Below are 19,531 nucleotides of genomic sequence, written 5' to 3'. Positions count from 1 at the left end.
TACATGCGCATTGCTGGAATAATAAAAATAAAACCTGGTTTTTGGCAGTATTTACGGTTGCATTCTCTGGGGAATAGGGCTACACTAGGGCTTAGAAATTTTGAATTTGAGCAGGTAAAGTAGTATGTGGGGAATCTTCATCGGGCTTGGTCTCGGAGTGCTTGAGGTGCTTTTCCTGAAAAAGTTGATTGCAATGATGACGGCTGATAAAAGAAATACAGCAATTGCGGTTCCGCTCACCATTGCCAAACTTGCTTTGATTTTAGTGGTGCTATGGTTAATGGCTAGGTTTATTTCCTTGGAGGCTATGATTTGGTGTGCGGCTGGGGTTGCAGCTGCAATGATTGGCATTCCAGTCGTAACAGGCATTTTGACAATTAAAAAATACAGGCAGAGTGGAGGTGAGCAAAAATAATGGATATACCAAGCGTATTCCCTGACAAAGTAACGATCTTCGGCGGTTGGACCGTATCAACGACGCTGATTGCGGCCTTTGGCACGACGCTGGCAATTATCGTGTTTGGGCTCATTTTTCGTTTTGTGATTCTTAAAAATTTCAAGAGGGTTCCTAAGGGGCTGCAAAATGTAATGGAACTTATGGTAGAAGGGGTAAATAAATTTTCAACCTCGATTATGGGGGCGGGAAAAAAAGCAAGCTCCATTGCTCCCTACATTATGACGATTTTTGGTTTTATCATTTGCAGCGGCCTTTTGGAATTTATGGGAATCCGTTCGCCCGCTACGGACCTTGACTGCACGATAGGGCTCGCGCTGATTACGTTTGTGCTTATTATTGCGTATTCAATCCGGTTCCGCGGAGTGAAAGGATGGCTTAAGACCTATGCTGAGCCGAAGGCATTCATGGTTCCGATCAACGTTCTTTCCTCGGTGGCTGTGCCGATTTCTCTTGCATGCCGGCTTTTCGGTAATATGTTCAGCGGGCTTGTCGTTATGGATATGCTTTATGGGGCAATGGGCTATTTTGCGGTCGGTGTTCCGGCGCTTGCTTCTATTTACTTCATTTTGTTCCATCTTGGTATGCAGTCCTATGTATTCTCGATGCTGACGATGTCCTTTATCGAAGAAAAGGCATAAAAGTGTGCTTAAGCGGTACGCCGCTTTATATATTTTAATGAATAAACGGAGGTAATTAGTTATGGATATGGGTTTGATTGCAATCGGCGCAGGTATTGCCGTTTTTACAGGCATGGGCGCGGGCATTGGCATGGGAATCGCAACAAGCAAGGCATGTGAAGCAGTGGCAAGGCAGCCGGAAGCAACGGGCAAGATCAACCAGGTGCTTTTGATTGGCCTGGCGCTTGCGGAATCCACAGCCATCTATGGTTTCGTTATTTCTATCATCATGATTTTCACGATGGGAAAATAAGGGCGTAGGAGCGCACAATTCAATTGTTGCGCAAATAAGTACAGGGGAAGTTTTGAGATGGAAATTAATTTTCTGGAGATCATACTCTATATCGTCAACATCATTATTTTGTTTTTCTTTTTGCGGTGGCTGCTTTATAAGCCGATGACCCGTTTTTTAAATAACCGGACGAATGAAATTCAAAAGCAAATTGATGAAGCGGCCCAGAAGTATTCCGATGCGGAGCAGCTTAAAGCAAAATATGACGAGATGATGGAAAACGCGCAGGACCTTGCGACACAGCTTATTAACAAGAGTAAATCCGTTGCAGATGAACAGGCGCGGCAGATTGTTGCCGAAGCAGAGGAAAGTGCGGAAGAGATCCGTACGCGGACGGAAAAGCATATTGAGTCGCAAAAACAACAGGCTGTACTTGAGATGCGGCAGGAAGTTACGCGTATGGCCATACAGATCGCGGAAAAGGTGTTGCAGCGCGAAGTGTCTTACGAAGATAACAAGAATGTCATCAACGAATTTTTTGAGAAGGTGAGTTAACATTTGGAAATGAAGGGCAAACTCGTTTGTGCAACTGAATTTACGCCGGATGAATTATCCGCAATTACCGAGAAGTTTAATAAGCTTTTTGATGCAAAAATAGATTTTGATATTACTGTGGATCCATCGCTGATCAGCGGCTTTGTTGCAACTGTAAACAATATGGTTTATGACCTCAGTGCAAAATCTTACTTGGATCGGATGCAGGAGTATATCGGCGATAATTCGACCAAAACAGGTACGGAAAATATTGAAGATATTGTCGCCGCCCTGAAAAGAAATGTGGACGGTGCGCTCGGAAATACGGCGGTAGGAGAGGATCTGGCAAACAGGATCACCCAGTTTGACGTAAAATATGATATCTCAATGATCGGTATTGTGGAGCGGACAGGAGATGGCGTCGTTTTTGTACGCGGACTTGACGGCTGTAAATACGGAGAACTTTTACAGTTCGAAAATGATGCATACGGGATCGTCATGAACCTCGAAATCGAGCGTGTAGGCGCGGTTCTTTTGAACGGCGTTGCCGATGTTGTGGAAGGGTCTATGGTGCGGCATACCGGTGATGTGGTAAAGGTTCCGGTTGGAGACGCCGTGATGGGGCGCGTAATGAATCCGCTCGGGCTTCCGATTGACGGAAAGGGAAGGATCCTGACTGAAAAGTTTCGGCCGATTGAAACACCGGCTCCGGCAATCATTGACAGGCAGCCGGTAGATACGCCGCTGCAAACGGGTATTATGGCTATTGATTCCATGATTCCGATTGGCCGCGGACAAAGAGAGCTGATTATTGGGGATCGGCAGACGGGAAAAACGGCGATTGCAGTCGATACGATTATCAACCAGAAGGGCCAAAACGTCAAATGCGTTTATGTAGCAATTGCGCAGAAAGCGTCCACTATTGCTGAAATTGTGAACCGTTTGGATGAATTTGGCGCACTTGATTATACGACCGTTGTAGCTTCGACGGCGAGCGATACGGCGCCGATGCAGTACATTGCCCCCTATGCAGGATGCGCGATTGCGGAAGAATTTATGCGTAATGGGGAAGATGTACTGGTGGTCTATGACGATCTGTCAAAGCATGCCGTTGCCTACAGGACGATGTCCCTGTTGCTTCGCAGGCCGCCGGGACGCGAGGCGTATCCGGGAGACGTTTTTTATTTGCATTCAAGACTTTTGGAACGCGCCGCAAAGCTTTCGGAGGCTCTTGGCGGGGGTTCGATGACAGCGCTTCCCATTATTGAAACAATGGAGGGGGACATTTCTTCCTATATTCCGACGAATGTGATTTCCATTACGGACGGCCAGATTTATCTTGAGACAGAGCTGTTCAATTCAGGACAGCGTCCGGCTGTTAATGTTGGACTTTCGGTTTCGCGTGTAGGCGGCAGTGCGCAGATCAAAGCAATGCGTAAAGTTGCAGGGCCGCTTCGGCTGGAGCTCGCCCAGTATCGTGAACTAGAAGTGTTCTCGCAGTTTGCTTCCGATCTTGATAAAGCGACGCAAGATGCCCTAAACAATGGCCTCAAGGTGACGAAGGCGCTGGTTCAACCGCAGTATACGCCGTATTCGGTGGAGAATCAGGTTATTTTGCTGTGCGCCGCAACTAATAAAGTATTGATGGATATTCCCGCGGAACGGGTGCGTAAATTCAACGAAGAGTTTTTAGATTTCGTTAATGCAAAATATCCACAAATCAAGGGGGCAATTAGGGAAACGAAAGAACTTTCTGCAGAAAATGAGAAATTGATTCTTGATGCGGTAAAGGAATTTGAACGCGGATTTTTGGCAGAGAAACCTGGGAAGACCGAAGAAACGCCTAAAGCAGAAGCGGGAGCTGATCAGCCATGAGGAGCCTTGCGGACGTTAAAAACAGTATGCGTGCAATCGGCGATACAAGCAAAATTACGAGTGCGATGAAGCTTATTTCTACGTCTAAAATGCAAAAGGCAATCCAGCGTTACGACGCGAACCTTTTATATTTTAACCGTGTACGCAGTGCAATTAAGGACATCCTTGTGCATTCCCACGAATTGCATCATACGTTTCTGGAAAAGCATGAAAAGGGGCATCCGGCCTATATTGTGATTGCGGCGGATAAAGGATTGTGCGGGGCATATAACCACAATATCCTGAATTTTGCATCAGAGTTTATGACGCCGGGTGAAAAATTTGTTATTACAATCGGGCAGGAAGCGCGCGCGTTTTTTGAACGTAAAAATATACCGATCGACGTGGAATACCTCCATATTTCGCAAAATCCAACCCTATATGAGGCGCGGAACCTGGCGGATGACTTGTCGAAGATGTATAAGAATAGCGAAATGAACGAAGTTTATCTTCTTTATACGCGTTATTATTCTTCTGTAAAACAAGTTCCGACAGCGTTAAAGTTATTGCCTGTGGAACTTTCGAGCTTTGAGGATATCGAAACAGAGGTCGATTATGAAAATGAGATGAACTATCATCCATCTCCGCGAAAAGTGTTTGACGTGCTTGTGCCGCAGTACATCATCGGGCTTATTTATGGCGCTTTGATTCAATCATTTGCCAGTGAAAACAGCGCGCGTATGATGGCAATGGATTCTTCTTCAAAAAATGCGGCGGAGATGCTCGGGAAATTGAGCGTTGAACTGAACCGTGCGCGCCAACAGGCGATCACCATGGAGATCACGGAGATCGTAGGGGCAATGGAGGCATTAACCTAAGGAGCAGGAATGTATGTACGATTATAAAATTGTGAGCGAAGGCGAAATTATAAAGATAACAGGACCGGTCATCGATGTTAAATTTGCAGAGAAAACAGATCCTTCCATCAATACGATTCTTTATGCAAAAAATGATGCGGATAAAGATAGCCGCGTATGGATGGAAGTCGCTTCCCAGATCGGTGACAGCGTCGTGCGCTGTATTGCCCTTGAAGCGACGGAAGGTCTGGCATGTGGCATGAAAGTATATAATACCGGTGAACCGATTACGGTTCCGGTCGGGGACGGTATTCTTGGACGGGTTGTCAATGTAATGGGAGAAGCGATCGACGGCAAAGGTGAAATCAAGACAGAAGATTATTGGCCTATTTATCGTCCGGCCCCGGCGTTTGCAGAACAAAACCCAGTGTCTGAAATTTTCGAGACGGGCCTTAAGGTAATCGACCTTATCGCACCGTATGCCAAGGGTGGAAAGATCGGCCTGTTTGGTGGCGCGGGCGTAGGAAAAACGGTACTGATTAATGAATTGATCCACAATATTGCAACGGAAAGCGGTGGTTATTCCGTCTTTACCGGCGTTGGTGAACGGAGCAGGGAAGGACGCGACTTGATTGGTGAAATGGCGGAGAGCGGCGTCCTGGAAAAGACGGCGCTTGCATTTGGACAAATGAACGAGCCGCCGGGTTCCCGTATGCGTGTCGCCATGACAGGTCTTACCATGGCCGAGTACCTGCGCGACAAGACGCAACAGAATGTGCTTTTGTTTATCGACAATATTTACCGTTTTATTCAGGCGGGTTCCGAGGTATCGGCATTGCTGGGGAGAATTCCTTCCGCAGTTGGTTATCAGCCGACTCTGGCGAATGAACTGGGAGCGCTTGAGGAGCGCATTACCTCAACAACGCATGGATCTATCACGTCGGTACAGGCAATCTACGTCCCTGCAGACGACTTGACAGATCCAGCTCCGGCAACCACCTTCTCGCATCTTGACGCAATTACTGTGCTTTCAAGAAGCATTGCCGAACTTGGTATCTATCCATCGGTCGATCCGCTGGAATCCACTTCGCGTATCCTCGATCCGCGCATCGTAGGAGAAGAACACTATGAGGTTGCGAGCCGCGTGATCCATACGCTCCAGCGCTATAAGGAGTTGCAGGATATTATTTCGATCCTTGGTATGGAAGAGCTTGCGCCGGAAGATAAAATTACGGTATTCCGTGCGAGGAAAGTGCAGCGCTTCCTTTCGCAGCCGATGTTTGTGGCTGAAATTTTTACCGGGATTGAAGGGAAATACGTTCCGCTCAAGGATACGATCAGAAGCTTTAAGGCGATTCTTGACGGTGAAGTGGACGATCTGCCGGAACAAGCGTTTTTGATGGTGGGAGATATTGACGAGGCAAAAGAAAAAGCAAAGGAAATGAAATAAATGGCTTCGGAATTTTTGCTTGAAATCCTGACACCGGAACGGTCTTTCTTTTGTGACAGTATTGTGTCCGTGATTTTCCCTACGGAGGACGGGCAGATGTCGATACAGAAGAATCATGAATCGGAAGTTGTAACCGTGGTTCCGGGAGAGGTAAAAATCAATACGGGGAAAAAATGGCTGATGTGCTCTGTGGCGGAGGGATTTCTTGAAGTGCGCCCAGATGAAACAATTATGTTTACACAGGCCGCTGAATGGCCGGATGAAATTGATGTAAAACGTGCGGAGCGCGCGAGGGAACGTGCGGAAGAACGTTTGCGCCAGAAACGGAGCGAACAGGAATACCGCCGAAACAAGATAGCGCTTGCGCGGGCAATGGCAAGACTGAGCCTGACAAAGCGGAAAACAACGCTGTAGGCGGCACAGGCGAGGGATACTTATCCCCCGCCTTTTTCTTCAGTAAATCAAATGATATAGGAATGGTGCTTGGAAATGGGAAAAATTACGTTTATTACAGGCGGGGCGAGGAGTGGAAAGAGCTATCATGCCGAACAAATGGCAAAGCGGTATCGGGATGTTGCGTATATTGCAACCGGAGTAGTTACGGATGATGAAATGAAACTGCGGGTTGAACGTCACAAACAACAACGACCGGCAGCATGGAAAACTTATGAAGCGCCGTATGATATTGCACGGGTAATTCACCGAAGCGGTCATGAGGCGTATCTGGTCGATTGCATTACCGTACATATCACCAATCTTCTTTTACAGGAAAAAATAGACTGGGATTCGGCTACACTGGGTTTGGAGGAACAGAAACGGCTGGAAGAAACGGTGGAGAAAAAAATAAGCGAACTTCTTTCCGCGATGGAAAAGAGTCCGGCACATTTTATTATTGTCTCCAATGAAGTTGGGATGGGGCTTGTGCCGGCGTATTCTCTTGGAAGAATTTTTCGTGATGCTGCCGGAAGGGCAAATCGGGCGATTGCCGCGCAAGCGGACGAAGCCTATTTTTCGGTAAGCGGCATCCTGATTCCCTTGAAAAAAATACAGGAGGAACTATGAGTACCAGTTTTACATTTTTAAGGCATGCCCAGACGGAGGCGAATGAAAAAGGTGTATTCAGCGGAAGCATTGACCTTCCGCTCAGCAAGGAGGGCGAAGCCTGCGCGGAGCAAACGGCGTTTATGCTTGCCGAGGAGCATTTTGATGCCGTCTTTTATGGGACGGCCAAACGTGTCCTGCAGACAACAGACTATGTGCTGAGCAAATTGCAGGACGTTCCCAAAATTATCTTGAAATCAGATGAGATCCGGGAAACGAATTTCGGCCTGTTTGAAGGACTGTCGGCAGGTGAAATACAGGAAAAATATCCGCAGGACTGGAAGCGGTACATGGATGATTGGCAGACGTTTGTTTTTCCGGGGGGAGACAGCGTAGAAGCGTTTTATGAACGCTGTGAGCAGTTTATCCACAACGTTTTATTTGAGTATGAAAACAACAGGATACTGATTGTCGCACATAAGGGATTTATCCTTGCGTGCTGGTCGGCTCTCCTTACAGGAGACCTTTCCGATGTTTTTACGCGGGATATAAAAAATGGAGAATTTGTGACAATCACTCTGTAGGGCGGCGAAATAGCTTTTGGATCAGCCGAAAGCTATTTCTTTTTTTCTATGAATGTATTATAATATTATTTGATTGTTTTTAAGCGGATATTACCGCTTTCTTTCAGGAGGGAGTAGTGCGTTGGAACATATTATTTGGGATAGGGAATTTGAATGTGCAGGCCGGGAAAAAATCAGGGAATTGCAGCTTGAAAGGCTCAAACATACGGTGCAATATTGTTATGACAACGTACCTCACTATAAGAAAAAATTTGATGAAATCGGTTTGAAGCCGGAACACATTAAAACACTTAAAGATATTGAAAAAATTCCGTTCACAACAAAGGAAGATTTCAGGGCAAACTATCCATATGATATGTTTGCCGTCCCCATGAAGGAGATTGTCCGCCTTCATGGGTCTTCCGGAACTACCGGAAATCCGGTCGTAACGGGATATACGCGTCATGACCTTGATATGTGGACGGGACTTGTGGCGAGAGTAGCCTGCGCAGCGGGTGTCGTACCCGACGATATTGCACAGATTTCTTTCGGATACGGCCTTTTTACGGGTGGTTTTGGCCTGCATTACGGCTTGGAACGCGTTGGCCTCAGCGTAATTCCGGTTTCCAGCGGAAATACAAAACGCCAGATTAAGTTTATGCAGGATTTTGGCAGCACGGTGCTCATCAGTACGCCGTCATATGCCATGTATCTTGGCGAAACCGCACAGGAAATGGGCGTTGATTTTAAGAAACTGAAACTGCGCCTTGGTCTTTTTGGCGGCGAAGGCCACACCAAAGAGATGCAAAAGCAGATTGAGAAGTATCTGAATATTACAGATACGGAAAACTATGGGCTGACGGAGGTCATCGGTCCAGGTTTTTCCGGGGAATGCTATGTACAAAACGGGATGCATATCGCGGACGACGAGTTCATTTCTGAAATTATCGATCCGGAAACGGGAAAGGTGCTTCCGATGGGTGAAAAAGGAGAGCTCGTCGTGACCAGCCTGACCAAGGAAGGCGTACCGATCCTGCGCTACCGCACAAAGGATATTACACGCCTGATGGATGAGCCGTGTAAGTGCGGACGGACGACGACTCGCATGGAGAAGGTATCGGGGCGGACAGACGATATGCTTGTAATCCGCGGGGTGAACGTCTTCCCGTCGCAGATCGAAGGCGTACTGCTGGGAATGGATGATGTCGCACCCCACTATGAGATCGTCCTTACAACCGAAAAACATTTGGACCGGATTGAAGTCAAGGTAGAGGTTGCAGACGCGGAACTGCTGACGAGTTATTCAGCGCTTGAAGATTTGCGGGCGCGGATTTCAAACAACATTTATTCGATCCTGAATATGCATGTGAAGGTTACGCTGGCCGAACCGCATACCCTGAAGCGTTTTGAAGGAAAAGCGCGGCGGGTTACGGATATGCGGACGGAATAAAGAGAATGCTCCCGCCTTCCGGCGGCGGGCTTTACAAGAGAAGAGGACTGGTATGGGAATGAAGAAAATTATGCTTGGAAACGAGGCGTATGCGCAGGGGGCATATGAGGCGGGGGTCAATATAGTCTCCTCTTACCCGGGCACGCCGAGCACAGAAGTTACCGAAAACATTGTAAAACATGATGAAGTATATGCCGAATGGGCGCCGAATGAAAAGGTTGCGCTGGAGGTTGCAGCAGGTGCAAGCTACGGAGGAGCGCGTGCACTTTGCTGTATGAAGCACGTGGGACTCAATGTAGCTGCAGATCCGCTTTTTACTGCGTCATACACCGGAGTAAACGGTGGGCTGGTTATTTTAGTTGCGGATGATCCGGGGATGCATTCGAGCCAGAATGAACAGGATTCGCGTTTTTATGCCCGCAGCGCACACGTGCCGATGCTCGAGCCGGCGGACAGCGGGGAGGCAAAGGAATTTGTTAAAGCTGCTTTTGATTTGAGCGAACGGTTCGATACGCCCGTGTTGGTTCGCTCCAATACAAGAATTTCGCATTCCCGCGGAATTGTCGAACTGGAAGAACGCAAAGAAGTTCCTCTGAAGGAATATCAAAAAAACATCAGAAAATATGTTATGATGCCGGGAATGGCACGGGAAAGGCATATTGTGGTTGAACAGCGCATGAAGGATCTTGCGGAATATGCAGAAACATATGAACTCAACCGAATTGAATATGCCGATACGGAAGTGGGCGTAATTACAAGCGGCACATGCTATAATTATGTGAAGGAAGCAATGCCGAATGCCAGTATTTTAAAACTGGGAATGGCTTATCCGCTGCCTCAAAAGAAAATTTGTGAGTTTGCTTCCAAAGTGAAGAGACTTTATGTGATTGAAGAACTGGAGCCTTTCTTCGAAAACCAGATTAAAGTAATGGGAATCGAAGTAAAAGGAAAGGAGCTTTTTACTGTACAAGGGGAGTATTCCACGCGTATGATCCGGGAAAAATTGTGCGGGGAAGTTTGCACGCCGGTAGAGGTCGGCGCTTTGCCGCAACGTCCGCCAGTACTTTGCCCGGGCTGCCCGCATCGTGCGGTTTATTATATGTTTAACAAATTGAAATTAACCGCAATGGGAGATATTGGATGCTATACGCTTGGTGCAGGCGCACCGCTCTCGGCAATCGATACGACATTATGCATGGGTGCTTCCATTGGGATGGCACACGGTATGGAAAAGGCGCGCGGCAGGGAATTTGCCCGCAAACTTGTCAGCGTAATTGGCGATAGTACTTTTATGCATTCAGGTATCACGGGGCTAACGAACATGGTTTATAACGGAGCTACTTCAACCGTATTGATTCTGGATAATTCTACGACGGGCATGACGGGCCATCAGGATCATCCTGCAACCGGAAAAAATGCAAAAGGCCAGCCCGCGCCTGCAGTAGATATTCCAAGACTGGTAGAATCTCTTGGCGTGAAAAACGTCCGTGTTGTGGATCCGTTTGACCTCCCCGGACTGGAGGCAGCGCTGCGGGAGGAGACGGCCCGTGAAGAAGTTTCGGTTATTATTACAAAGCGGCCCTGTGTTTTGATCGATAAGGAGTCAATCAAAGGAACGCTCACGATTACGGATGCATGCCGTAATTGCGGTACGTGCATGAAGCTTGGATGTCCGGCCCTGGTTAAGGGGGAAAACGCGGTGCGGATTGATGCGTCGTTGTGTATTGGATGTGGATTGTGCGCGGATGTTTGTCCGTTCCATGCAATTGAAGGAGAACGCAAATGAAAAGTATATTGATAGCTGGAGTAGGCGGTCAGGGCACGCTGCTTGCGAGTATGGTATTTGGACAAATCGCCCTTAGGATGGGATATGATGTGAAGCTTTCGGAAGTGCATGGAATGGCCCAGCGCGGTGGCAGTGTAGTTACGTATGTACGCATGGGCGATCAGGGGGAAAAAGTATATTCTCCAGTCATTGACGAATGCGGCGCAGATATTCTTTTGGCGTTTGAGGAATTGGAAGGCTTGCGGTGGCTGCCGTATCTTAACCCGCAGGGCGGCAAGTTGTATTGTAATTCACAGCAGGTTCTGCCTATGCCTGTCATTATTGGGGCGGCCGAATATCCGCAGAATATACCCGGGAAAATCAAGACGTATTTTCCGGATGCGGTATTTGTAGATGCGCTTAAGCTTGCCAACGAGGCGGGAAGCGTGAAGGCGGTCAATACCGTTTTACTTGGAGTGCTTGCTAAAAATATGCCGCTTGATAAAGAAATTTGGAAAGAAGCGATTCGTTCCGTCGTTAAGCCTAAATTTATCGGCCTGAACGAGAATGCATTCGAACTCGGATATGCTTTATAATGCGGGGCCAGAAGATGGAAAACGCTGAAGGAGGATGAAAAAATGTTGATTAAACAAATATCGGCTTTTGTTGAGAATAAAAAAGGAAGATTGTACAGTTTGACACAGACGCTTGCCGACCATAGCATCGACCTGAAGGCGCTTTCTATTGCGGATACTTCGGAGTTTGGAATCCTGAGGTGCATTGTCAATGATCCGGATACTGCCCTGGAGATTTTAAAGGAAGCGGGCTTCACGGCTTCCATGACAAAGGTGCTTGGCATCGAGGTAGCAGATACTCCCGGCGGCCTTGCAGAAGTCTTGAGGGTTTTGCATGAACATGAGATTAGTGTTGAATATTTGTATTCTTTCGTTGGAACAAGAAGTGAGAACGCAATCGTCATTTTCCATGTGAAGGAAACGGAAAGAGCATTTGAGATACTGAAAGACGCCGGCTTGAAAATGCTTACCGGAGAAATGATTTATAACATTTAAGAGGCGGAATTTTGTATAGGAAGACATACGCCCGGATTCATCTGGGAAATTTGAAGCAGAACATCCGAAGTGCAGCGGAAAACCTGCCGCGCACATGCGGGATTGTAGCCGTTGTGAAGGCAAATGCCTACGGGCATGGAGCTGTGGAGTGTGCGAAGGCCGCCAAGCATGCGGGAGCTTGTATGCTGGCGGTTGCCCTGGCGGAAGAAGCCGTGCCTTTATATGAGGAAAAAATAGGGATTCCCATTATTGTTATTGGGCGTTCCAACCATGAACAATTACGGCTTGCTGTAGAGCTTGGTTTGCAGCCGTGTGTTTTTACGGCAGGAGATATTTTATTTCTGCAGAAGATTTGTGCGGCGCAGGGAAAAAAAATTAAGATTCATCTGAAATTCGATACGGGTATGTGCCGCATTGGAATTCGCAGCGACGAAGAACTGAATTCATGTGTCCGCATGCTAGATACCTGTCCGGATGTAGAGCTTGAAGGAGTCTTTACTCATTTTGCAAATAGTGACGCGAAGAACAAAGAGCATGCCATTCGGCAGCATGAGAGTTTTTTGCATTTTATTGAGATTTTACGGGAAAATGGATTTCAGCCGGCTATTCATGCAGACAATAGTGCGGGCACGATTGACTTACCGCAGTTTTCACATGATATGGTGCGCCTTGGGATTTCGATGTACGGATATTATCCTTCGGATGAAGTAGATAAAGACGCAGTACCGCTGAAACCTGTTATGGAAGTTTTTGCTGAAATTTCCCATGTAAAAACCATTGGACCGGGGGAAAGCGTGGGCTATGGAAGCACATTTACGGCACAACGCACGACTAAAGTCGCCACTGTGCAAATTGGTTATGGAGATGGATACAATCGGCTTCTCTCAAACCGCGGGAAAATGATTGTAACAACAGGATGCGGTTCGTTTTATGCACCCATCATTGGGCGTGTATGCATGGATCAGACGATGCTTGATATCACCGACGTTGACGGAGAGGTGCAAACGGGAGACCTTGTGACCGTACTGGGAAAGCGGGGGGATAAATTAATTTCGGCGGATGCTATTGCGCAAATTTGCGGAACCATAAGTTATGAGGTGCTCCTTGATTTCAATGAACGCGTCCCGCGGATTTATGTGGAAGATTAACCGAATTTCAACCACCGACAGGGAGTAAAAATGACAAAACAGGAGATACGTGAAAAGATTCTAAATATGCGGAGGGGGCTTACTTCGAAATATATCGAAGACGAATCCGCAAAAATATATGAGCGGCTTACGGAAAGCGGAATATTTGAAAATATAAAATCTGTACTTTCCTACAGCGATTTTGATAATGAAGTCAAGACAGCGGCGCTTACCGGATGGATGATGTTTCGCGGTATGCGTCTATATCTGCCTTGTGTGCGTAAAAAAGAAATGTTTGCAGCGGATATTAAAAGCGCGGGCCTTGAATTGAGCAAATTTGGGATTGCGCAGCCTAAATTTGCAGAGGCTTCTTTTTTAGAACCGGGAGAGCTTGATATGGTGATTGTACCGGGAATTGCTTTTGACCGAACTGGCCACAGGATTGGATTTGGCTGCGGCTATTATGATGATTACCTGAAAAAGACGGCAAAGGCCAAAAAAATTGCTCTTGCCTATGATTTCCAGGTCATAGATTTTATCCCGGCAGAGGCGCACGATGTGCGTATGGACATGATTATTACACCGGATGGGATCATTGGATGAGGATTATTGCAGGCGAAAAACGCGGCCTGAAGCTGGCAAGCCAAGAGGGGATGGAAACGCGGCCCACGCTTGACCGGGTCAAAGAGGCGATGTTTGGGAGGTTACAATTCGAGCTTAAGGGAAAGCACATATTGGACCTTTTTGCCGGCAGCGGTGCGCTTGGCCTTGAAGCGCTTTCGCGCGGCGCGCAGGATGCTGTGTTTGTTGATTATGACGATGGTGCAGGAGCTGCAGTAAAACGCAATATTGAGGCGGCCCAAATGGAAAGCCGCGCGGTGTTTATTAAAAATGACTATGTGGCTGCAATGAAACTATTTCAAAACAAAAGGAAGTTTGATATAGTATTTATAGATCCGCCTTATAGAAGCGGTTTCTATGGAAAGGTCTTGTGTGACCTTGTAGAATATGGGCTTCTTACCGCCGGTGCGGTTGTAGTCACGGAAAGTGGCGAGCCGATTGAATTTGATGCGAAAGGCTATCGTCTGGAAAAACAGAAAAAATACGGAAAGACGTTTCTGACTTTTTTCCGTTGGAAAGAGGAATAAATGAAAGCATGCATTTATCCGGGCAGCTTTGATCCAATTACCAAAGGCCATATGGATATTATTGACCGCGCGTGTAATCTTTTCCCCAGGGTTTATGTAGGGGTGCTGAACAATACAGCGAAAAAAAATTTGTTTTCAGTTGAAGAACGAATTGAAATGATACGCCGCGCAACAAGCGGCATGGAAGAGGTTGAAGTCGTAGCATTTGATGGCCTGTTAGTGGAATTGATGAAAAAACTGGAATGCAAGATCATTATCCGCGGACTCCGAACCGGTACGGATCTTGAACTCGAACAACAGCTTTCTGTCATTAATGGCAAATTGTTTCCCGGCGCGGAAACGGTTGCGCTTCTTTCCAAACCGGAAACCTACTTCATCAGTTCGAGCGCAGTACGTGAATTAATTGAGTTTCGCGCAGATATATCCGATTATGTTCCAAAAGAAGTGGCAGATATGATAAACGGAGGAATTGCAAAATGAAAGTCTATGATTTGCTGAATGAGATTATTGAAGAGGTAGACAACAGCCGAAAGTCTCTGTTTGGAAATAAGAAAACGATCGATGTAGATTTTGTTCTGGAAATATTGGAAGAAATCAAAGCGGCATTGCCAGACGAAATTGTATATGCGCAGGAGATTCTGGATCATAAGCGGGAAATCATTGATTCAGCGCAGGGCAAGGCAAAAAATATTCTGGATGGGGTGGATAACCGTTTATCCGAACTGGTCGAGGAACATAAGGTGACGCAGCTGGCCTATGAAAAGGCGAACCGCGTCATTGATACGGCGCAGAAACAAGCATATGAAATTCGTGTGAACGCAAACGATTATGCGGTAAATGTTCTCGAGGATTTATCCTCCTATATGAAGGAGTACATGGATATCATCAAAGAGAACCAGTCTAATTTTATTAATAAAAAGAATAAAGATCAGGCAGAATTTGAATAAAATGTTTAAAAAGAAATCTTTACGTTATTGGAAAATAAAGTAAAGATTTTTTTATGGAGAGAAAACATATGGCAAAAGTTAAAAAAATGGGACTCGCACTTGGAGGCGGTTCAGCCCGTGGATTTGCGCACATCGGCGTGCTTCGGGTCATGATTGAAAACAGAATTCCTATTGACTCGATTGCCGGCTGCAGCATGGGGGCTTTGATCGGAGGAATTTATGCGTCAGAAGCCGATCTTGAAACGCTGGAGAATTTGGCGGTCGTATTTGATTATAAAAAATATTTTGACCTGACTTTGTCTTCCAAAGGCTATGTGAAGGGGAGCAAAGTACAGGAACTGATCAAATTGATGACCAAGAATAGCATGATTGAGAAATCGAAAATTCCGTACTGTTGCATTGCAACATGCCTCTGCGATGCCAAATTGAAAAGATTTACGGAAGGGCCGATCCATGAAGCGGTCCGGGCAAGCATTTCTATTCCAGGAATGTTTACGCCGCACGTGATTGACGGAGTTTCCTATGTAGACGGCGGCGTGATTGACCGTACGGCGATTGACGCTGCGTGGGCAATGGGACCGGATGTGGTTGTGGCGGTGGACGTGGGATACAGGGGAGAAAAAATCACTCCTCCGAAAAGTATAATTGGGCTTGCACAAGCCTCTTTTTCGGTGGCGGATTGGCATCTTGCACAGACCAATTTACCCAAAGCGAGCATGTGTATCTTTCCTGACGTCAGCGGAATTTCCGGAAGCCAGTATAAAGATATACAGGACATTATAGCCCGCGGCGAAGAGGCTGCACATGCAGCGCTTCCGCAAATTAAGGAACTGATTGAAATCAAATAACAATAAGCTTCTGTGTGAAATCGCGCTTTGAAGGCGCGATTTTTTTTGTGAACAGGGAATAAATATCTGTAGCAAGCAAGTCTGCATCAAACAGCAAGCTGTCCGGAAATTCTGCCGCCCTTGTCACGATCGGAATCTTGGCGTGTGCCGAAAGGTAGGAAAGCAGATCAATGGAATCCTGTCGGATTCCCAGCACGCGTGCATAAAGCGGCAGAAGTTTCAATTTTCTCATTTGTTCTTTAGTAATACCAAACAAAGAGTGGAGTAAAATGCGTTGAATACGGGAATGAGGATAACGCTTACTGGCAATCCGGAAGACGAGGTCATTATAATTTTGGGCTTTTTTTGCAGCGCTAAAGATCCTGTGTTCCAAACCTTCGCACACCCCGTAGATGGTTCCGATTTCTTGAACGGTCATGCGGCGTAGTTGAAACATGAGAAATGGAAACATGGACTCAGGAAATACGGGCGTACTGCGAGAGCAAGATGCATTGTCCGGAAGATAATTTTTATAGATGTCATTCCCATCCTTGATCGCGCCGCGAATAGCACGTGCACTGGAATAAGAAGGCGCAAGAGCATTTTCGGAATATCCTGAACCGATACGTTCAACTGGAATGGGCTGAAGCTTGCTTTTTTGCCGATGCATTGCTTTCAGATATTCAATAGCAAGAATGTTGTTTGGCTGCCTCCATACTACGGCATCGGCTTCGGGTAAAAGGTGGGAAAGGGCGTGCGCGCGTGCAGATGGGAAGGAAAGGCCTCTGCCAAGATTTTGCCGCAGGATATTACGGAATTCAGGAGATTCGGCGCACAGAAGCTGTGCCGCACGCTTCATGAAGTCAAGATCCGTATTCTCTGCGCCGAAAGAAAGATATTCTACACAATTAAGCGCATCCAAAATAGAAATACCGCCTTCGGCAAATCCTTCCGCGCTTTGTGTGGCATAGGCAAAAGGCAGTTCCAAAACAAGGCTGACTCCACCCAAAAGGGCCGACCTTGCACGCGTCCATTTATCCCAGACCGCGGGTTCGCCGCGTTGTGTAAAATTTCCGCTCATAACACAAATAATGTGATCTGCGCCACACTTTTCACATGTCTTTTGAATATGGTATGCGTGCCCCGTATGAAAGGGATTGTATTCTGCGATGATTCCTGCGATTTTCATAAAATACCTTTGCAAAGCAGTGTTTTTTTATATATAATATATGAGTGTCATTATAGCAGAGAAATCAAAAAATTTAAAATTCATTTTATAAAATCGTGAGGTGCAGAAAAATGTCATTAATGGACAAAATCAAGGATAAGGCAAAATCGGTCAAGAAAAATATCGTTTTGCCGGAGGGAAGCGAACCGCGTACCATTGAAGCGGCGGCTAAAATCGCCAGTGAAGGAATTGCAAATGTAATTCTGCTGGGCGACGAGCAGGAAATTGAAAAAGCAAATACTAAGCACGTTGATCTCTCCGGAGCGACGATTATCAATCCGGTGACCTCTCCAAAGCTTCAGGAATACGCCGATATGTTCTACGAAATGCGCAAGAAAAAAGGAATCACGCCTGAACAAGCGCTTGAAACTACGAAAGATCCGCTTTATTATGCGGTTTTAATGATTAAGGCAAATGATGCAGACGGTATGGTATCCGGGGCGATTCATTCTACAGGCGATACGCTGCGCCCTGCGCTGCAGGTAATCAAGACAAAACCGGGCGTACCGATTGTGTCTAGCTGCTTCATCATGGAACATCCAGACAGCAAATGGGGCCAGGAAGGCGTGATGGTGTTTGCGGATTGCGCAGTGAATATTGATCCAAATGCAGAAGAGCTTGCAGCCATTGCGGTTGCGTCTGCGGATTCGGCAAAAGACCTTGCAGGGATTGACGATCCAAAGATTGCAATGTTGTCTTTTTCAACCAAGAACAGTGCGAAGCATGAGCATGTAGACAAAGTGATCGAAGCGACAAGACTCGCCAAAGAAATGGCGCCGGAACTGAATATTGACGGAGAATTACAGGCGGATGCGGCGTTGATTGAATCGGTTGGTCAATTAAAAAGCCCGGGCAGTAAGGTTGCAGGACATGCAAACGTATTGATCTTCCCGGATATCCAAGCGGGGAATATTGGATATAAATTGGTTCAAAGGCTGGGCGGGGCAGAAGCAATCGGCCCGATCTGCCAGGGACTCGCACGCCCGGTGAACGATCTTTCACGCGGATGCAGTGTGGATGATATTGTTTCTGTTGTGGCGATCACGGCAGTACAGGCTCAATCTTTCTAATTGAAAAAGGGGTACGGAAAAATGAAAAATGTTCTGGTAATCAACGCGGGGAGTTCTTCACTGAAATATCAACTGATCGATATGGAAAGTGCGGACGTTATCGCAAAAGGTCTTGTTGAAAGAATTGGTATTGACGGATCTGTCATTAAGCATAAACCAGCAGGAAAAGACAAGGTAGAAATCGAAACGCCTATGAAAGACCACAACGATGCGATGAAGCAGGTTATTGCTGCGCTTACGGATTCTGTACACGGCGTAGTGTCTGATCTTTCCGGTATCTGTGCGGTTGGGCACCGTATCGTTCACGGCGGTGAGAAGTTCAGTGAATCCGTATTGATTACGGATGAAGTTATGGAAGCGATCAAGGAAAATATTGAGCTTGCCCCGCTCCATAATCCAGCAAACCTGATGGGGATTGACGCTTGCCGCGCACTGATGCCCGATGTGCCGATGGTCGGTGTCTTTGATACGGCATTCCATGCAAATATGCCCCAAAAGGCATTCCTGTATGGAATTCCTTACACGGCTTACACGGACTATAAAGTCAGAAGGTACGGCTTCCACGGGACATCCCATAAATATGTTTCGAGGCGGGCAGCCGAATTGCTCGGCAAGGACATCAAAGACCTTAAAATCATCACCTGCCACCTTGGCAATGGCTCCTCTGTTGCTGCGGTTGACGGCGGTGTTTCTGTGGATACTTCCATGGGATTTACGCCGTTGGAGGGCCTCGTAATGGGAACGCGTTCGGGGGACCTCGATGCGGCAATTGTTCCATATCTTATGGATAAGATGCATATGGATGTTAATCAGGCAATCAACTACCTCAATAAGGAGTCGGGCGTATGGGGGATTTCCGGTGTTTCGAGCGATTTCCGCGACCTTTGGGCAGAAGAGGAAAAAGGAAACGAACGGGCAAAGCTTGCGCTTGACGTATTTAACTACCGTCTGAAGAAATTTATTGGTTCTTATGCGGCTGCAATGGGCGGCGTTGACGTCATTACTTTTGCAGGCGGCGTAGGCGAAAACGACTGGGATGTCCGCAAGCATGCTCTTGAAGGTCTTGAGTTTATGGGCGTAAAGTTAGATAAGGAGAAAAACGACGGTCTGCGCGGAGAGGAAATGGATATCTCGGCTCCCGACTCAAAAGTGAAGATTCTCGTAATCCCGACAGACGAAGAAATGACGATTGCAAAGGACACCTACGATATTTGTTGCAAGTAAACTTTGCGGT

General features: G+C 46.8%; 23 protein-coding genes. 22 read left to right on the top strand and 1 reads right to left on the bottom strand.

All coding sequences use genetic code 11. The features are described from left to right. Positions 1-124 precede the first annotated feature (124 nt). From H8S18_RS02775 to H8S18_RS02680, 20 genes are all read left to right on the top strand, one after another. Entirely contained in the window at positions 125-415 is a 291-nt protein-coding gene (locus tag H8S18_RS02775; protein WP_186856768.1) for a hypothetical protein, read from the top strand. Further along, positions 415-1,095, top strand: coding sequence for a F0F1 ATP synthase subunit A (locus H8S18_RS02770; RefSeq protein WP_186856767.1), 681 nt, complete (start codon positions 415-417; stop codon positions 1,093-1,095). Before H8S18_RS02775 ends, H8S18_RS02770 begins: the two co-directional genes overlap by 1 nt. 67 nt (positions 1,096-1,162) lie before the next feature. Then, positions 1,163-1,387 carry an ATP synthase F0 subunit C gene (atpE, locus tag H8S18_RS02765; protein ID WP_186856947.1) on the top strand — a complete coding sequence of 75 codons (225 nt, stop codon included), beginning with the start codon at positions 1,163-1,165 and terminating at the stop codon, positions 1,385-1,387. A gap of 57 nt (positions 1,388-1,444) precedes the next feature. Further along, entirely contained in the window at positions 1,445-1,921 is a 477-nt protein-coding gene (gene atpF / locus H8S18_RS02760; protein ID WP_186856766.1) for a F0F1 ATP synthase subunit B, read from the top strand. A gap of 3 nt (positions 1,922-1,924) precedes the next feature. Beyond that, positions 1,925-3,775, top strand: coding sequence for a F0F1 ATP synthase subunit alpha (gene atpA / locus H8S18_RS02755; protein WP_186856765.1), 1,851 nt, complete (start codon positions 1,925-1,927; stop codon positions 3,773-3,775). Beyond that, positions 3,772-4,632: an ATP synthase F1 subunit gamma gene (gene atpG / locus H8S18_RS02750; protein ID WP_186856764.1), complete on the top strand. Its 861-nt coding sequence runs from the start codon at positions 3,772-3,774 to the stop codon at positions 4,630-4,632. Before atpA ends, atpG begins: the two co-directional genes overlap by 4 nt. A 13-nt stretch (positions 4,633-4,645) precedes the next feature. Continuing rightward, on the top strand, positions 4,646-6,061 hold the full coding sequence (gene atpD, locus H8S18_RS02745; protein ID WP_186856763.1) for a F0F1 ATP synthase subunit beta: 1,416 nt from the start codon (positions 4,646-4,648) through the stop codon (positions 6,059-6,061). Continuing rightward, a complete protein-coding gene (gene atpC, locus H8S18_RS02740) occupies positions 6,062-6,475 on the top strand; it encodes an ATP synthase F1 subunit epsilon (protein WP_186856762.1) in 414 nt (137 codons plus the stop codon). Between the two features lie 75 nt (positions 6,476-6,550). Then, positions 6,551-7,123, top strand: coding sequence for a bifunctional adenosylcobinamide kinase/adenosylcobinamide-phosphate guanylyltransferase (cobU, locus tag H8S18_RS02735; RefSeq protein ID WP_186856761.1), 573 nt, complete (start codon positions 6,551-6,553; stop codon positions 7,121-7,123). Next, positions 7,120-7,686: a histidine phosphatase family protein gene (locus H8S18_RS02730; RefSeq protein ID WP_186856760.1), complete on the top strand. Its 567-nt coding sequence runs from the start codon at positions 7,120-7,122 to the stop codon at positions 7,684-7,686. Before cobU ends, H8S18_RS02730 begins: the two co-directional genes overlap by 4 nt. Positions 7,687-7,816: 130 nt before the next feature. Beyond that, positions 7,817-9,115: a phenylacetate--CoA ligase family protein gene (locus tag H8S18_RS02725; RefSeq protein WP_186856946.1), complete on the top strand. Its 1,299-nt coding sequence runs from the start codon at positions 7,817-7,819 to the stop codon at positions 9,113-9,115. Positions 9,116-9,167: 52 nt separating this feature from the next. Continuing rightward, positions 9,168-10,901: an indolepyruvate ferredoxin oxidoreductase subunit alpha gene (gene iorA / locus H8S18_RS02720; RefSeq protein WP_186856759.1), complete on the top strand. Its 1,734-nt coding sequence runs from the start codon at positions 9,168-9,170 to the stop codon at positions 10,899-10,901. Beyond that, entirely contained in the window at positions 10,898-11,476 is a 579-nt protein-coding gene (locus H8S18_RS02715; protein WP_186856758.1) for an indolepyruvate oxidoreductase subunit beta, read from the top strand. The genes iorA and H8S18_RS02715 overlap by 4 nt, the downstream gene beginning before the upstream one ends. 42 nt (positions 11,477-11,518) lie before the next feature. Beyond that, complete coding sequence (locus H8S18_RS02710) at positions 11,519-11,950, top strand: ACT domain-containing protein (RefSeq protein ID WP_186856757.1); 432 nt, start codon at positions 11,519-11,521, stop codon at positions 11,948-11,950. 11 nt (positions 11,951-11,961) lie between these two features. Beyond that, positions 11,962-13,098: an alanine racemase gene (gene alr, locus H8S18_RS02705; protein ID WP_186856756.1), complete on the top strand. Its 1,137-nt coding sequence runs from the start codon at positions 11,962-11,964 to the stop codon at positions 13,096-13,098. Positions 13,099-13,128: 30 nt separating this feature from the next. Continuing rightward, positions 13,129-13,680: a 5-formyltetrahydrofolate cyclo-ligase gene (locus tag H8S18_RS02700; RefSeq protein WP_186856755.1), complete on the top strand. Its 552-nt coding sequence runs from the start codon at positions 13,129-13,131 to the stop codon at positions 13,678-13,680. Continuing rightward, the gene (gene rsmD / locus H8S18_RS02695) at positions 13,677-14,225 is read left to right on the top strand and encodes a 16S rRNA (guanine(966)-N(2))-methyltransferase RsmD (protein ID WP_186856754.1); all 549 of its coding nucleotides are present in this window, start codon (positions 13,677-13,679) and stop codon (positions 14,223-14,225) included. The genes H8S18_RS02700 and rsmD overlap by 4 nt, the downstream gene beginning before the upstream one ends. After that, the gene (gene coaD, locus H8S18_RS02690) at positions 14,226-14,705 is read left to right on the top strand and encodes a pantetheine-phosphate adenylyltransferase (protein ID WP_186856753.1); all 480 of its coding nucleotides are present in this window, start codon (positions 14,226-14,228) and stop codon (positions 14,703-14,705) included. Beyond that, a complete protein-coding gene (locus H8S18_RS02685; protein WP_186856752.1) occupies positions 14,702-15,172 on the top strand; it encodes a hypothetical protein in 471 nt (156 codons plus the stop codon). Before coaD ends, H8S18_RS02685 begins: the two co-directional genes overlap by 4 nt. Positions 15,173-15,240: 68 nt before the next feature. Next, the gene (locus H8S18_RS02680) at positions 15,241-16,020 is read left to right on the top strand and encodes a patatin-like phospholipase family protein (RefSeq protein ID WP_186856751.1); all 780 of its coding nucleotides are present in this window, start codon (positions 15,241-15,243) and stop codon (positions 16,018-16,020) included. Here H8S18_RS02680 and H8S18_RS02675 read toward each other — a convergent pair. Beyond that, positions 16,013-17,188: a nucleotidyltransferase gene (locus H8S18_RS02675; protein ID WP_186856750.1), complete on the bottom strand. Its 1,176-nt coding sequence runs from the start codon at positions 17,186-17,188 to the stop codon at positions 16,013-16,015. The two genes, H8S18_RS02680 and H8S18_RS02675, sit on opposite strands and share 8 nt — an antisense overlap. Before the next feature lie 110 nt (positions 17,189-17,298). Between H8S18_RS02675 and pta the strand changes: the two genes are divergently transcribed. Both pta and H8S18_RS02665 read left to right on the top strand, forming a co-directional pair. Further along, positions 17,299-18,297: a phosphate acetyltransferase gene (pta, locus tag H8S18_RS02670; protein ID WP_186856749.1), complete on the top strand. Its 999-nt coding sequence runs from the start codon at positions 17,299-17,301 to the stop codon at positions 18,295-18,297. A gap of 21 nt (positions 18,298-18,318) precedes the next feature. Further along, positions 18,319-19,521, top strand: coding sequence for an acetate/propionate family kinase (locus H8S18_RS02665; protein ID WP_186856748.1), 1,203 nt, complete (start codon positions 18,319-18,321; stop codon positions 19,519-19,521). Positions 19,522-19,531: the final 10 nt, after the last annotated feature.

It is taken from the genome of Christensenella tenuis, assembly GCF_014287795.1.
Lineage (GTDB): Bacteria > Bacillota > Clostridia > Christensenellales > Christensenellaceae > Christensenella > Christensenella tenuis.
The sequence above is the reverse complement of the archived record's forward strand: the minus strand, read 5'-3'. Positions and strand labels throughout refer to the sequence as shown.